9 protein-coding genes are annotated in these 16499 nt (G+C 40.1%); 4 read left to right on the forward strand and 5 right to left on the reverse strand.

Features of this window, described 5'->3' with window-relative positions; translation table 11 throughout:
- Positions 1 to 215 precede the first annotated feature (215 nt).
- The gene (locus tag AC5JL8_RS36475; protein ID WP_495884658.1) at positions 216 to 788 is read left to right on the forward strand and encodes a DUF4126 domain-containing protein; all 573 of its coding nucleotides are present in this window, start codon (positions 216 to 218) and stop codon (positions 786 to 788) included.
- A gap of 126 nt (positions 789 to 914) precedes the next feature.
- Here the strand turns inward: AC5JL8_RS36475 and hemH are convergent, their stop codons facing one another.
- Positions 915 to 2078 (reverse strand): ferrochelatase, encoded by a 1164-nt coding sequence (hemH, locus tag AC5JL8_RS36480; RefSeq protein ID WP_495884563.1) that lies wholly within the window; start codon positions 2076 to 2078, stop codon positions 915 to 917.
- Positions 2079 to 2171: 93 nt separating this feature from the next.
- Here hemH and AC5JL8_RS36485 point away from each other — a divergent pair, with 93 nt between their 5' ends.
- Entirely contained in the window at positions 2172 to 2795 is a 624-nt protein-coding gene (locus tag AC5JL8_RS36485; RefSeq protein ID WP_495884564.1) for a class I SAM-dependent methyltransferase, read from the forward strand.
- Between the two features lie 29 nt (positions 2796 to 2824).
- On the opposite strand, the gene AC5JL8_RS36490 is transcribed toward AC5JL8_RS36485, so the two are convergent.
- Together AC5JL8_RS36490 and AC5JL8_RS36495 are read right to left on the reverse strand one after the other, a co-directional pair.
- Positions 2825 to 3436, reverse strand: a complete 612-nt coding sequence (locus AC5JL8_RS36490; protein WP_495884565.1) for an NB-ARC domain-containing protein — start codon at positions 3434 to 3436, stop codon at positions 2825 to 2827.
- A 429-nt stretch (positions 3437 to 3865) separates the two neighbouring features.
- Positions 3866 to 4792 (reverse strand): cation diffusion facilitator family transporter, encoded by a 927-nt coding sequence (locus tag AC5JL8_RS36495; protein WP_495884566.1) that lies wholly within the window; start codon positions 4790 to 4792, stop codon positions 3866 to 3868.
- Between the two features lie 1046 nt (positions 4793 to 5838).
- Here AC5JL8_RS36495 and AC5JL8_RS36500 point away from each other — a divergent pair.
- Positions 5839 to 7230, forward strand: coding sequence for a tetratricopeptide repeat protein (locus tag AC5JL8_RS36500; protein WP_495884567.1), 1392 nt, complete (start codon positions 5839 to 5841; stop codon positions 7228 to 7230).
- A 320-nt stretch (positions 7231 to 7550) separates the two neighbouring features.
- Here the strand turns inward: AC5JL8_RS36500 and AC5JL8_RS36505 are convergent, their stop codons facing one another.
- Complete coding sequence (locus tag AC5JL8_RS36505; protein ID WP_495884568.1) at positions 7551 to 7991, reverse strand: hypothetical protein; 441 nt, start codon at positions 7989 to 7991, stop codon at positions 7551 to 7553.
- Between the two features lie 1225 nt (positions 7992 to 9216).
- Between AC5JL8_RS36505 and AC5JL8_RS36510 the strand changes: the two genes are divergently transcribed.
- Complete coding sequence (locus tag AC5JL8_RS36510) at positions 9217 to 14625, forward strand: PAS domain S-box protein (protein WP_495884569.1); 5409 nt, start codon at positions 9217 to 9219, stop codon at positions 14623 to 14625.
- A 238-nt stretch (positions 14626 to 14863) separates the two neighbouring features.
- Here AC5JL8_RS36510 and AC5JL8_RS36515 read toward each other — a convergent pair whose 3' ends face one another.
- On the reverse strand, positions 14864 to 16492 hold the full coding sequence (locus AC5JL8_RS36515) for a CocE/NonD family hydrolase (RefSeq protein WP_495884570.1): 1629 nt from the start codon (positions 16490 to 16492) through the stop codon (positions 14864 to 14866).
- Positions 16493 to 16499 lie beyond the last annotated feature (7 nt).

The following is a 16499-nucleotide window of genomic DNA, read 5'->3' on the forward strand; positions in this document are numbered from 1 at the left end:
TTAAAATGTGCATTAAGAGATATAAGGACTGTGGGATAAGCTCTGCGCTTTGTTTTATTCCTGCGCCAACATTTGATTAATATGACTTTACAGACAGATCAAAAGAGTACTGAGTATTTTAATATCTGATAAATTTCCATTTGTTGCTTAATTTCTGAGCAGCAATGGGTATTATAAATAACAATAATACCTTTATTAATGCTTTGAGTGGCCTGATGATTGAAATCCTGGCAACGCTTTCTGCATCTGCGGCAGCAGGAATGAGAATAGGCATACCTCTATTAATGATTGGGCTGTTGCAGGGCAATAACTTATGGTCGCAACTCCCAATTTTATCTCGCGTTTCGCCACCAATCTTGCTAGGCTTGCTCACTATTTGGTCTTTGGTTGAGCTACTGGCTTCAAAAAACATCCTGGGGCAGAGAATGCTACAACCGATAGAGTTATTATTATCCCCAATTGTGGGGGGAATCATGGGGTTAGCAGTAGTTTCATCGTCAGCAACAATAGCACCAAACTGGTTAATTGCCTTTATTGGAGGCTTGCTAGCTTTGGTACTCCAACTAGTGCAAGTCGGTTGGTTCTATCGCTTACGCGGCTTACCATTGTGGGCAGTATTTCTTCAAGATATCTTGTGCGTTGTTTTAGTAGTGTTTGCCTTTAATGCTTCCAGGACAGGAGGATTAATTACTTTAATCCTCCTTTTATTTGCAATTCGTAGCGCAAAGCATTGGTATGGCTGGTATTGGCACAATCGCCGTCGGCAGCCAACAGCTAAACGTTATTAGTGCTGAGTTCTGAATCGTAAGTTAAGAATAGGAATTTCTCTCCTTGTCTCCTTCCCAGTCCCCAACCCCCAATCCCCAGCCCCCAGTCCCCAATCCCCAACCTACGCAGTTCAGGAAGGCTAGTTACTACAAAAGGCCGATCATGTGCAACAGTCCGTGACCGGTTACTAGCTCAATGATTAAGGCGATGAAGCCAAGCATGGCAATACGACCATTCCATACTTCGGCGCTAGTTGTTATACCCCATTCCCAACGCTCTTGGGGATACATTTTGACTCTTTTCTTCATCTGGGCGGCTTGTGAAAGTTTGAAACTCGGTTGTTTGAGTGCATCAATCACTAAGTCTGCCAATGCTTTAATAAATACCGGATGGGTATTGGGCGCAGGTACACGACGGAAGTTGTGAATCCCCGACTCCTCAGCTATTTCCCGATATTCAATATCAATCTCCTGTAGTGTCTCGATGTGTTCGGAGACAAAACTAATAGGCACAACGACTAAATCTTGAATACCTTCGGCCCCTAATGCTTTTAGCGCATCTTCAGTGTAAGGTTGAAGCCACTCTACTGGGCCCACACGGCTTTGGTAAGCTAAGGTGTGGGGATTGGGACGATTGAGGGTACGCATAATCAGAACAGTACATTCCTCAATTTCTTGCTGATAGGGGTCGCCTGCTTCTTCAACGTAGCTTTTAGGCACACCATGAGCGCTGAAAAAGATATGAACCTGATCGGGATTGGGAAATTGATCGAGTTCTTGAGCAATGAGTTCTGCCATTGCTTGAAGGTAGCCTTGGTGTTTATACCAAGAGGGAATGACGGTGTAGTCGAGACGCTGAAGTTTTGGATCTTCTTGCCACAGCTTTTCTAAAAGCCGGAAACTGGAACCACTGGTGCTGATGGAAAATTGAGGATATAGAGGTAAGATTACTAAGCGTTCGATATTGTCTTGGGTTAGTTGAGCGATCGCTTCTTCAGTATAGGGATGCCAATAACGCATTCCCACATATATATTTGCTTCTTGCCCCAAATCACCCAGCTGTCGTTTCAGCGCTTCTCCTTGCGCTTCTGTAATCCGACGCAGTGGTGAACCGCCGCCGATTTGCTTGTAGTTTTCTTGAGAAGTTTTGGTGCGTCGTGAAGCAATGAACCAAGCTAGGGGTTTTTGCAACCAACGAAATGGTAGGCGAATAATTTCGGGATCGGAAAACAGGTTAAACAAAAATGGCCCAACATCTTCTAATTTATCAGGACCACCGAGATTGAGTAATAAAACGCCTACACGACCCATAGCTATTACTTTCCCCCAACCCTTTCAGTTTTTTTACTAATGTTAACAATATATCTTTATTAAATATAAAGGTTAAAAGGACGCAAAGTTTTTATGGCAACAATTTTAAGAGATTGGAGTTATCGCTATCAGTGGCTATATGATGGCATATCTGGTTTAGCAGCTTTGAGTGTTGGCGGTGAAGCTCGTTTTCGCCAACTAGCTCTACAAGGCTTAGACCTTCACTCAGACACTAAGATTTTAGATTTATGTTGCGGCAGCGGCCAAGCAACACAATTTTTAGTGAAATATTCACAAAACGTCACAGGACTGGATGCTTCACCATTATCTTTGAAACGGGCACAACAGAATGTACCTAGTGCTTCCTATGTGGAAGCTTTTGCAGAGGATATGCCCTTTATAGATAATGAGTTTGATTTGGTGCATACAAGTGTGGCACTACATGAGATGCAACCTGACCAATTGCGACAAATTATTCATGAGGTTTATCGAGTGTTGAAGCCGGGAGGAATGTTTACCTTGGTAGATTTTCACGCTCCCACAAATCATATATTCTGGCCTGGAATATCGCTGTTTTTGCTGTTGTTTGAGACGGAGACGGCTTGGCAACTTTTGCGAACTAATTTGCCTAAGTTATTGACAGCAATAGGGTTCAAGGTGGGGAACCAAACTTTATATGCGGGTGGAAGTTTGCAGGTAATCCAGGCAAAGAAATGAACTGCAAAAATTATCGAGGATATAACAGTTTAAAAAATTAAACTGTTATACCACTTTTGTGCAGATGCGGGCGAGCGCAGATGTACAATCCTCAGATGTTTATACTGCGGTTGTGCAAATAATTGAGGATACTCTCTACGTTTTTTATTGTAAGTTGTCAGCGCCCACAAAATAATTGAATCTTTACTAAAAGTTGTTTTCCAAGTTTCGCGGTTACCATTGCAGACTTCTTGTTGCGTTATTACCCGATGCAATGTCCGCCAAACCACACGACTCATAATCACTGTTAAAGCATAGTCCAGCCACACAACTGTATCAGCCCTACCCCAAACGATATCGCGTACTTTGCTGTAATTACCATCTACTACCCAGCTATTACCTGATAATACCTGAGAAACGCGATCGCGCATAACATCATCTGAAACTTCCACCCAATTGGGTTTCCAGTGCAAATAGTCTAGTTCCACATGGGGAATCTCCAGGCGCTGAGAAATTTGACGCGCCAACGTCGTTTTACCTGAACCACTAGTTCCAACTACAGAAATGCGTTGCATTGAATCGCCGCGCAATCCATTGGCTCCCCATGAGCGACTGCTGTGCATGGCTAGATGGTGATGGCAAGAGTAGTGGACTCGCACCATCAGTTAAGCTATTTTTTGATGTAAGAATTAAGGAATAAGGTTTGGCTCATCACCAGACCTTTAGATAAATCCAGTGCATAACAACATCCCGGATTAATTTACTCCTTCTTTTTTATATAGGTCATCTTCCTATGGGATGTATTTAAATTTCCAAAAAGCTGATAAGACCATGTAAGTACAGCTTGTGAATACCCAGGTGAAGATTATCAGGTGTAAACCGTATAAGTTTAAAATTTTACTTTCTCATAATTAACCGAACAAAGGTTTAGTAGCCCCAAGATGTTGTGGTATTGGAGTAAAAGTGATGAATTATTGGCGGATGTGAGTGAGGTAAGCAAGGGATTATGGTTCAACTAGATGAGAAACCCTGTCATTGGCCATTAAATTGGTCTAAGCATTTATTAGTTGTTTGTGCAAGACAACCATTATTTATTCAGGGTTCATCATGGCAAACCATTGCTCATCTTGAGTAAAAATAATATCGAGAGTTACATTCGGAAACTCTTGTTTTACAATTCCTGTAATATCGTGACGCATTGCATCTACTGCTTCGATACTTGTTAATTTATGGTCATTAGGTAGTAGCCAGTAAAGATGTAGATACATAGCCTGTCCTACTAATGTCATTCGCAAATAACGCTTAGTACAAGGCAATTTTGTTGTTGCGACATCAAGTAACTGATTAATCCGTTTTTGCAGTTCCAAATTGGGAGCGCCTAACAGAAGTTGATTCAGGCTTTCAAGGACAATTTTGGCAGGAATAGGGAAGCTGAGTAGTACTAAGATAGTGACAATTGTAGGATCTGCATAGGGAACAAACCAAGCAAAAGAAGTATTTTTAATCAATGCAACAATACTAAAGACAACTCCAACTGAAAGGCTAATTAACCCGTTAATCATCCAATTTTTGGAGTCTACGCTTACTATTGGAGATCCTGTCTTTCTGGCAATTATATTTTGTATAATCGCAATGAGCAGACAGCCAGATGCGGCGATCGCCGCATAAATTACTGCTGCCCCGGCATTCAGCGCCCTACCACCATGTAACAATGCTGCAACCGCAGAGGTAAAGGCAAACATGGACAGCCCGACAACAAGTAGCCCTTTACAAAGGTTAAGCAAGGGAGTAAATCCCGTGTAACCAAATTGGAATTTTTTCCCCTCTGGACGTTTCAACAACCGAGAAATCCACAAGGTGGCTAATCCCATAAGAAAACTAATCACATTGAAGAAGCCATCGAGCATAACTGCTGCCGATTGGATTGCTAATCCGAAGGAAATGCCTAAAATTGCCATAATTAAAGCACCACCGACAGATAAGTAGATGCCCCTTTGTTCAAGACGCGAACTATTCATAAGACTTGTGTTATGTACTTATTAATTTTGTTAACTGACTCATGCCTGTGAAACAAGCTATTGTCTATATTTATACTTATCCGTGGATATAGCAAGTGTTGTAATAAATGATGACAATTAAATGTTAGTTGTTCGTTACCCACATTTTTGCAACGGTCAAATTGTTGTGCTTACCGACCAACATCTAGCCCTGCATTGAAGTGTAGGGCTAACAGCGCAAGTCCACTCAAATAAACTTAAATATGCAGCTTAGTCCGCTTTATTAAAATTCTATTCCGAGGCGGATTGGTGAGAAAGCGGGAAAAGTTAAAAGATGCAGGAAACTACAAGTCATCAGAAGAGGGTTAACAATGCTCAGTAACTGTTATACCTCGTTGCTGTTCATCTTTGGCTGCACGCAGATTTAGTGAAGAAGCCCGCTCTCCTAACCCATAAATGCGTCCTTATGTCCGTAGTTGTGCTTGATGAATCCACCCTTGATTTTTGCTTTTTGGTGGGAGTTCTTCTCGAATAACTTGCCCTGAGCGATCGCAAAATTTTAGGCTAGCATCTACTTCAACAATTACTTTTAGTTGTTTACTAGATACAGAGCAGTTAATTATTCTACCTACAGGAAGTAGACAAAAGAATTTTCTTTAAATTTATAACTTCTACTCAAACCTAGATTCTAGGTTAACTTATCCCACAGGACGCGAAAACATCGCTTTGCTTGTTTACCCTTTAGGGACGCTACGCGAACATAAAAAGCCGTAAAATTTAGAGTCATTAATTATTGGTCATAGTGATTAGTCGTCTTATCCCTTGAATAGATAGGATTGCGCCGGTTTTTTTGAGTTCAGCAGAGAACTGATTGCCGAAAATTTTCACTAAACATACTAAGGATATATTTTACTTAAAGCTGAATATAAAGGGTTGGTAAAGGTTTAAGGAAGCAAATTTAAAGCTTATATAAAAACAGCGAAACTTTACCAAATCAACGCATAACAAACTACTAGAGAAATGCTACGTATTACTGTAATCCCTATTGGCTGCATAGCAATGCAGTCATGTTTGGCTTGGTTAATCAATACATTGCAACGCTACAGATGATAGTAGAAGAAGAACAAAATTTAGCAAACCTCCTCCGTAGGAGGCTTGCTTATTACCTAGAGAAGTTGTCAATCAGCCGACAAAGCCAAGATCAGCAAGAAGAACTGACTTGCCTGAGTCAGCTAGCAGGCATTTACGAAAAATTGTTCCAATTTCCACAAGCTTTGGAATACCATAAGCTGCTTCTTGCCTTATCTCAACGGATGGACGTTAAAGATTGGCAAGAAGTTGCTTTGTACAACATAGGTAATTGTTATCGCCAACTGAGTCAATATTATGAGTCCATCAAATACTTTACACAATTAATAAAAATTACTTGTGAGACTGGAAACAGGCTATTACATATTGCAGCTATTTGGGGGCTGGGTACTAATTACCAAAATCTGGGACAGTATCAACAAGCTATTGAGTTCTTTCAAAATCAGTTTGCCATCAGTTGTGAAATAAATGAGCGTAGTTCCCAGAAAACTGCTTTGGGATCACTTGCAAGTGTTTACCAATGCTTAGGAGATTATCAACAGGCACTTAATTACGAGCAAAAAGCTCTCGTGATTGCTCATGAAATGAAAGACATCAAAGCCACAGGAAGCTCACTAGCAAACATTGGTGGTATTTATCTTCAGCTACAGCAGTGGCAAAAATCAATTGATTATTGTAATCAAGCACTCCTGCTTGCTAGAGAAATTGACAACCACAACCTAGTGATGATTACTCTTCACATTCTCGGTCACGCATATAAAGGTCTTGATCAATATCAAACAGCAATGGCTTTTTTGACAACAGCCTTAGAAATTTCCTATCATACTGATGCTAAAAAAGTCCGAAATGCAATTTTGCAAGGCTTAAGTGATGTATGTAGTCAAATAAATCAACTTGAGCAAGCCATTGAATACAATATAGAATCTTTAAATATTAGCCGCGAAATTCGTAATAAATTTGGAGAAGCTTCTGCCCTAGCCAGGATTGCATCTACATACCAGCATCTAGGTAGACATGATAATGCTTTAGCATACTATAAACAGTCGTTGACTATTGTGCAGAATATTGGAGCTAAACACAGTCAACAACAATTATTATTTAATATTGGCAATATTTATTACTTTGAGGAGGAGTACTTTCAGGCAATGGGATTTTTGAGATCTGCTCTTATCCTAACTCAAGAAATGAAAAATACACGTGAAGAAGCTAAAATAAATTTTAAGTTAGGTGCAATTTTTCACAAGTTGAATCGTCATCAAGAAGCGGCTTTTTATTACCTTCAGTCATACACAATTTATAAAAGCTTAGGAGATGAAATTCAAGCGCAAGAAATATTAAAATCTATAAAAAAATTAGGCATAAAATTTTAAATTATTACTTTTATTTTGAACTAGACTAAATGTAATTATGGCTTCATATGGCTAACATTTGACTATTAAAAAAGTTAAATTAGAATTAATTTTTAATATTAATATTTAAGGCTGGATTAAGCTCATCCCACCCCTTGAAGGAGTGGGATTTCGCGGGCATAGGGAAGAGCCACCAATGCCCAATGCCCCAAATCAAGGGGAAGATTCATCCCACCCCTTGAAGGAGTAGGCTTTCTCGCCGGCTTTCGGTAAGTGTTAGCAATTCTTTTCTCTCCAGCCTTCAGGTGATATATAATAATCAGCTAGACATTTGCAGATAACTAAAGATGTGAATCAGAGGGTGGTTCTGCTGGTAGTGGTGGTGGCTCTGTGGGAAGCAATGTTTCTGGCGGCTCTTTTATTTGGGTTTGTAAAGCTTTGCCGAGAACGTAGGAAGTGCTGCTGATACCCAATAACCCCAAAATTTGATCTGGAATAGAGGATGGAAACGAAGGTGGTTTGGTACTAGTGATGATTAAAACCAAACTCATTGAAATGACAAAGGTAAAAATTAAGAGTTGAAAACGTGCTAAACTTGCATCACCTGAGCTTTCACTAATCAACTTAGCTAGATTAATTCCTCGCCTTCTACCTGATTTTAAATTCCAAGTTCCTTCCCAAATAAATATTAGGATAAATATTTCTAGAACGGCAACAAAGATAGTAATAAGGCAACCGATCACAAGCGCCAAGACAACGAAAAGGTCATTAATACTAGGCACGTTCTGACCTCCTCTCTCTGATAATTGAAGACAACTTACCCCAAAGGTAGGCAAAGTTGCTTCCTCCTAATGCAAATAAAAATTCTGTGCGGATTTGTGGCATTTTACATGGAAAGTTTGTAAGTTGGCATGAATTCAAGTTATGTCTAACGTCAAGCAGGTAATAAACAACAAATATCAAACTGAATATCAATAGTTGCAATCGTTCTGGGCTATAAGTTCGATTGCTTGCTTTTGTAAACAGCAATCCTCTGAAATTTATTTTCTTTGTTATGATGAGAAAAAATACAGAAGACATCAGCCCCACAAGAAATATCCAAATCTCAACCTGAATCAATTTAGATAAAAAATTAAATCCCCATTGTATTTCCAAAATTAATCCTCCATCTATATTTTTGATTTTTCAAGAAGTTCTAAGCCAGTCAATATAGTAGTAGATTCTTTTTTATACAAGAGGTTATATAATAAAAGTTTATTTTAAACAATCTAAGTTATTGCTTCTTAAAATTTATTCACTCAAAATTAGATATAAATTAATTATTCATAGATAACACGAGTCCACTTATGGGCGATCGCTACAATCTTGCTATTTTTGAGCAACGTAGTTTGTCGGAAAGCATGATGAGTAAAGACGGAGCAAAACTCATCTTAGAATGTTGTGTAGATTACATTACCCTCATACTTCTTCCATCACTGAACATTCATATAGCGATATCAAAAATTATTGGCTAATTTGGTTTTCTAAAAATTTAGAGTCTGAATCTCAGTATACTTTCGCTTAACTTAGTAATTATGATACTTCAAACTTGATTTATTACTTAATATATAAATTAAGTTAAAGATAATTTAATATTATCTTAAATTTATAGGAATCTATAACAAGCAAATCAAGGATGACTGAACATTTAAATGTGGGTTATATTTATAAAAAATTGCCAAACTTCACTAACACTTGTACTGCTTATAGGTTTTATCTTGTGAACAAAATAAACTTTGTTTTTCTTGCATCAATTAACTACTATGCCCAGAAAGTGATGAAGGGCTGAGATTTTGCATTTAATAAAGTAATTAGGAAGTTGTTTCACAAGCTTATTGCAGAGATAGCAGACAATCATATGTCTTGAAATCAGGCTTTGCAAGATTGGGTTAGACATATTCGTTTTGATATAATTATCAGTTTTACTTAAGTATTTTTCAATGATTGAAAAGAAAATCAAAAACTCATATGTCCATCGATACTCAGCAAATAAAGATTTTGTTAATTGATAATCAGCTAGAAACTTTAGATTTTTTATCCGATATTTTCATCGATCGAGGGTATCAAGTACAAAGAATATTTTCCGGGCAGATGGCAATCAATACAGTACTTGCTTCTCCTCCAAATTTGATTTTGCTCAACGTTACGAAGCCGGAAATGGATGGATATGAAGTTTTACCATATCTGAAAAATCAGAAACAAACAGAGAATATTCCCATCATTTTTATTGGTGATATAGACGAATTACCTCAAAAAATCAAAAATTTTGAATTGGGTATTTTTGATTATATTTTTATACCTTTAAAAATTGATGAGATTTTAGTACGTATAGAAAATTTACTGATTATTCAAAAGCTACTAGAGCAAGAAAAACAAGCACGTGCCGAACTGGACAGGCAAAATCTCCAACTCCAGCAAGAAATTCGAGACTGTCGTTTAGTAGAAGCTGCCCTGAAAGCCAGTGAAAGTAAATATCGCCATCTAGTGGAGACCTCACAAGACATGATTTGGTCGGTGGATATAGATGGATTGTTTACCTTTGTCAACTCTGCTGTCAAACAGTTTTACGGTTATGAACCCCAAGAAATAATTGGGCGTAACTTTACTGACTTCATCTGGCCTAACCAAGTTGCTCAGACTCAGGAACTTTTCGCTAACCTGCTCAATGGAGAGTCTGTCTTTCAACATGAAACTACCTGTCGAGCTAAAGATGGTAGTCTCCTTGAGCTAATGATGAATGCGATCGCCTTGCGAGATGAAGATGGTTTAATTGTAGGGATAACAGGCACAGCTAGCAAGATTAGAGAACGCAAACGCGCAGAACTAGTAAGAAGGGTTTCTGAAGAAAAGTTAGGATCAGCTTTTAGGTCATCTCCTGACCCGATTGGACTAAGCACGTTTCCGGATTTCTGCTATGTAGAAGTTAACGATAGTTTTTGCAAGTTTTTTGGTTATTCTCGGTCTCAGGTCATCGGTCGTACCAATCAGGAATTGCAGATTTGGGTAAATCAAGAAGAATATGCTTTTCTTTCCCAAATCCTGCAACAGACCCAAACCATTCGCAATCATGAGGTTGATGTTCGCACTGCAACTGGAGAAGTTAAGACAACTTTATTTAGTGCAGAAATTATTGTCATTGATGGGCAACAATATATACTTGGCACAGCTAAAGATATTACTGAGCGCAAACAGGCAGAAAATGAAAGCCGTTTGTTGCTGTTAACAACCCAAGCCATCACTCGCGCTATTGACGTTAACAATGCTTTAGCACTTGTCCTGCGATTAATTTGTCACAATATTAGTTGGGATTTTGCTGAAGCATGGATACCTAGTGATGATGGCACTGTTTTAGAACATAGTCTAGGCTGGCATGAAGACTCTAGCAATTTAGAAGAATTTTGTCTGCAAAGCAAAACGATTAAATTGCCTCTGGGCATAGGTTTGCCGGGGCGAGTTTGGCAAAGTAGGCAGCCAGAATGGATAGATGATGTTTCTAGCGTTGTACAACCGATTTTTCTGCGATCGCCACAAGCAGCAAAAGTAGGTTTAAAAGCAGGCTTTGGCGTTCCAATTTTGGCTGGTAACAAAGTATTGGCTGTTTTGGTATTTTTTAAAAGTAGTTCAGCGATAGTAGACAAGCGGTTGCTATTGCTAGTAGGTGCTGTTGCAGCTCAATTAGGTGCGCTAATTGAGCGCAAACTGGTAGAAGCCGCCCACAGAAAGAGCGAAGAACGTTTACAACTCGCTTTAGAAGCTAGCGATTTGGGACTATGGGATTGGAATGTTACTAATAACAAAATCTACCGTGACTGGCGATGGCAAAGAATGCTTGGGTACAAAGAAAACGAACTAGGGGATGATTTTCAAGCCTTTGAGCAATTAGTTCATCCAGAAGATTTGACCGCAGTTCAATCAGCCTTAAATGCTCATTTACAAGGTACTAAGCTAGTTTATGAAGTTGAATTTCGGATGCGCTGCGCCTCTGGAGAATGGAAGTGGATTCAGTCTCGCGGTCAGATTGTTGAGCGCGATACTTGGGGTGCGCCGCTAAGAATGACAGGTACGCACAAAGACATCACAGAACGCAAAACCCTAGAACGAGAACTAGCTTTAAGAGAAGCCCGCCTCAATGCTTTTTTCTGTAGTGCTCCTGTTGGCATGAATATATTAGATAACGAATTACGGTTTGTACAAATCAACGAACTGTTGGCAGAGATGAACGGACTATCTCAAACAGAGCATATTGGTAAAACTCTCCATGAAGCCTTACCCCAAATAGCACCCTTAGTTGCACCATTTTACGAACAGGTGCTTTTAACTGGTAAAGCTATTCTCAATATAGAAGTTAGCACTCCCTTACCCAAAGAGCCAGACATTATCCGTCACTTCCTAACTTCTTATTTTCCTATTCCTGGTGAAGGCGATCGCCCCTCTGGTGTTGGCACAGTCATTCTAGAGATTAGCGCCCGCAAATATGCAGAACAAGAATTGCGTTTAGCCAATGAACGCCTACAATATCTACTCACCTCTAGCCCTGTAGTGATTTATAGCTGCAAAACATTAGGTGATTTTGGCACTAGTTTTATGAGTGAGAACGTGAAGACAATGCTTGGCTACGAAGCACGGGAATTTGTCGAAGATTCTAGTTTCTGGCTGCGCCACGTCCACCCAGAAGATGCTGAGTATATATTAAGACAATTTTCGCAGCTAATTGAGCAGGAATCCAAATCTTACGAGTACCGCTTTTTGCACGCCGATGGAACTTACCACTGGTTATATGAACAAATTAGGTTAATCCGCGATGAAGCTGGCAATCCGATAGAATTCGTTGGTTATTGGGCAGATGTAAACGCTCGTAAGCTGGCAGAACTGGCTTTACAAGAAAGTCAGCAACGGTATCAACTTTTAGCAGAAGCTTCTCCCGCTTGTATATTCCACACAGATGTCAATGGCAATATTTTATATTTAAATCAACGCTGGAGTGATATCACTGGACTTTCTTTAGAAGAGTCCTTGGGAAGAGGTTGGACAAAGGCGATATATCCAAGCGATCGCAAAGAGCTTTTGAAAGCATCGCGGCAAGCAGCCGTATCTCAAACATTATACAAGCACGAGCATCGCTTTCTTCGTGCTGATGGCAAATGCATCTGGGTAATTTGTCAAGCATTGCCAGAAAATGGCGATGATGGAGAAATTAAAGGCTACATCGGCACAGTTACAGATATTACTGAAAGAAAACTGGCAGAAGAAGCTTTGCGAGAAAGTGCCGAACGAGAAAGAGCGATCGCCCAAGTAATTGGGAGAATGCGCCAGACATTGGATCTAGAAACTATATTTGCGGCGACAACCGAAGAATTACGGCAATTACTCAACTGCGATCGCGTCGTTGTTTATCGTTTCAATCCCGACTGGAGTGGCGAGTTTGTTTCCGAGTCGGTGGGAAGTGGTTGGATTTCTTTGATTGAAACCCAAAAATATGACCCCAGCCTCACAGACAACGCACTAGAAGATGCCGATTGCATCAAAACAATCTTGAATAATGTAGATAAGGAAATACAAAATACTTATCTGCAAACAAACCAAAGCAGTGTGTACAGCCAAGGTGAAAGTTTCTCCTGTGTCTGTGACATTTACCAAGCTGACTTTCAACCTTCTTATATCAGCCTTTTAGAGCGTTTTCAGGCCAAAGCTTATATTACTGTTCCCATCTTATGGGGTAATCAACTTTGGGGGTTATTAGCAACTTATCAAAATTCTGGCCCCCGCCAATGGAAAACAGAAGAAATCAATGTTGTAGTTCAAATTGGCAATCAACTCGGAGTTGCTTTGCAACAAGCACAGCTGCTAGCACAAACTCAAAGCCAGTCGCAAGCATTACAAGCAGCTGCGATCGCTGCTGATGCTGCCAATCGTGCTAAAAGTGAATTTCTCGCCAATATGAGTCATGAACTACGTACCCCGCTTAATGCCATTTTGGGTTTCACTCAGGTCATGAGCCATGAGGATTCCTTATCTGGTGAGCATCAGCAGAATCTCGCAATAATTAATCGTGCTGGTGAACATCTTCTCAACTTGATTAATGACATTTTAGAAATGTCCAAAATCGAAGCTGGCAGAACTACCTTAAATGTTAACGATTTTGATTTAATTCGGCTTTTAGAAAGCTTGGAAAAAATCCTCTGCTTTCGAGCAACTTCTAAAAACATACAACTAATATTTGATTATGCTCCCGATCTTCCTCAATATGTGCAAACCGATGAAAGTAAACTGCTGCAAGTCTTACTTAACCTCTTGGGAAATGCTATCAAATTTACTGATAGTGGTAGCGTAACGTTAAGAGTGAAACAAGGGGCTGAGGACTGGCGGCTAGGGACTAAGAAACAGACTCTTCCGAGTACCCAATCCCTAATTTTTGAAATTCAAGACACCGGGCCTGGTATTGATCCTCAAGAAATGGACTTACTTTTTGAAGCTTTTGGGCAAACCGAAACCGGAAGAAAATCACAACAAGGAACAGGGCTAGGTTTAGCAATTAGCCGCAAATATGTACAACTGATGGGTGGGGATATTAATGTTACTAGCGTTTTGGGTGAAGGCAGCAGATTTACCTTTAATATTCAAATCAGTCTCACCGCAGCTAGGGAAATTCCGATTCAGCACAATCAACGCCGAGTTATTGGTTTAGCACCCGCTCAACCAGAATATCGCATTTTAGTGGTTGACGATGCCCAAGATAGTCGTCTTGTGGGAGTTAAACTTTTAAAAGCTATCGGCTTTGTAGTGCGGGAAGCTGCCAATGGTCAAGAAGCGATCGCCCAATGGATGGAATGGCAACCACACCTGATCTTTATGGATATGCGGATGCCAATTATGGATGGCTATGAAGCCACAAGAATTATCAAAGCTAGAGAAATGGAACTTGAAAATTGTACTCATTACCCAATACTTAATACCATTATTATTGCTTTGACTGCCAATGCTTTTGAGGAACAACGAGAAGCAATACTCCAAGCAGGTTGTGATGATTTAATTAACAAGCCATTTCGAGAGGAAATACTTTTAGAAAAATTGAGCAAATATTTAGGGGTAAGATATCTTTATCAAGAAGATAACAATCAAATAGTAAATCTAAGTCAAACCTCATCAGAACAAATTTTAACGACTTCTGATTTAGTGCCTTTGTTATCTCAAATATCACCTGAATGGGTAACACAGCTATATAATGCCGCTGCACAATGCAGTGATGACTTAATCATAGCTTTGCTTGAGGAACTTCCTGTTGAAAATGCTGTATTAAAAACATCTCTTTTTGACTTAGCTCATAATTTTCAATTTGAAAAAATCATGGATTTAGTTAGTCAATTCAAGTTGGGTTAAGTTGGGGATTGGGGAGTGGCGACTGGGGATTGGGGACTGGGGACTGGGAAAAAGATTTTAATTTCCCTGGTTGTGCCCAAACTAGGTGTTAAATTGATTGCATGAGTCTAAATTTTTTATATCGAACCACAGATGCAGACCGATAATAGAACTTAGACACAATTAATTACATACATTTTCTTGTTCCCTGTCTCCACGAATAAATTTATTTTTGTCCAACTACTTACCAATTCAAAATTCAAATCACAGGTAACAACACTTGCGAAATAGCTTCGCCTCCACAACTCACTGTTAAAGTGATAACTTGAGCATCCAATAAACTTTCACTACTAATTACCGCACCAGTTCCAGAGTTCATAGCGTAGGCCGGAAAACAAGCCGCACTCAAACTGAGACGTAAAGCATTACCCTTGGCAATTCGCGCACAAGTCGCTTGCAATTGAATTTTTGTAGGTAAGGGATTCACCCCAGCTTGACAATGAACATAACCCTGAGTCAAATTATACGCTTGTCCATCAGGATGTACTTCTGAAAGCACTGCACACAAATCATAACTAGGTTGATCAGCGCTGCACCAAATTTCTACAACCACATCCCCCGCTAAATGTAAGTCTGCGGCTAGCGTTTCGCTAGTGTAAGTTAATACATCTGAACGCGAATCAAGGTGCGATCGCTCAAACATACCAGCCAGAAGCGCTGCATGACCACCCAAAGCTGGAACTGGTCGCCAAGGATCGTGAACTAATACGTCGAAGGTATTAGGGACTGGGGGCTGGGGACTGGGGTTTAGGGTTCCAGAGTCTTCGCGGATGCTGGCTAGTCCGGTGGTTGACAAAAAGTAAATTTTGTACATTGGTGTAGGGAAATTGGGGAAAGTCCGCCAAATATTGGTTCCCATTTCAAATAGGCAAACGGGAGATTCATGTAATAACCCTGTATCTACATCTTTGAGAAACTGGTCAAACCAACGAACTTGCATTTTGTCTACAGGACTAGCGGCTTTTGGGCCGAAGTCAACTGCGCCAACTTTACGACCCCAAGGTAAATGTGCCCAAGGCCCGACTAACAGGTGTTGAGGTGTATGGCTACGGCCTGCTATATCTTTATATAAATGCAGAGTTCCTCGCAAATAGGTATCAAACCATCCGCCAATGTGGAACATGGGCAAGTCAACAGTTTGCAAGTAGCGTTTGGGCGAAAGTTCTTCCCAGTAAGCTGCATCTGGTTGGGAATTTGCTAGCCACTCATGATAAAACGACTCAGGGGCAAGATGTTGGAGAATTTCTGGATTAGTTAAAGACAAATTGCGAGAAGCCGTAAATAATGCTTGATGCGCTGTTTTATCTCCTCTTAATCGGGCGGTTTCTGTAGCTAATTGAATCGCCCAAGCAAGGTTAGATTGTAAACAGAATGTGCCTCCTTCATAAGCCCAATCAGCATATAAATCATAGCCAATCATGGCGGGGCAAATTGTTTTTAAGGCTGCTGGTTTATTAGCGGCTGCATATAGCTGAGTCATTCCTTGATAGGAAAAGCCATACATTCCGACTTTGCCATTACTACCAGGAATGTTTGCTGCCCAATTTACTGAGTCTTCACCATCTGCAATTTCGTGACTAAATAATTTAAATTCTCCCTCAGAAGTGCCTCGCCCTCGGACATCTTGAATTACTACAATGTAGCCGTGGGCAGCATACCAAGTAGGATGGGCATAAACAACAGTAGATGCGATCGCTCTACCATAAGGTTGTCGCATTAATAATACCGGAAACTCACCTTCAGCATCCGGGCGATAGATATCTGCATCTAGGCGTACACCATCGCGGGTGTGCATGGAGGCAGTTTGTTTGGGGAGGACTTTAAGCATGAATGAT

The sequence above is a fragment of the Mojavia sp. genome, from assembly GCF_059505145.1.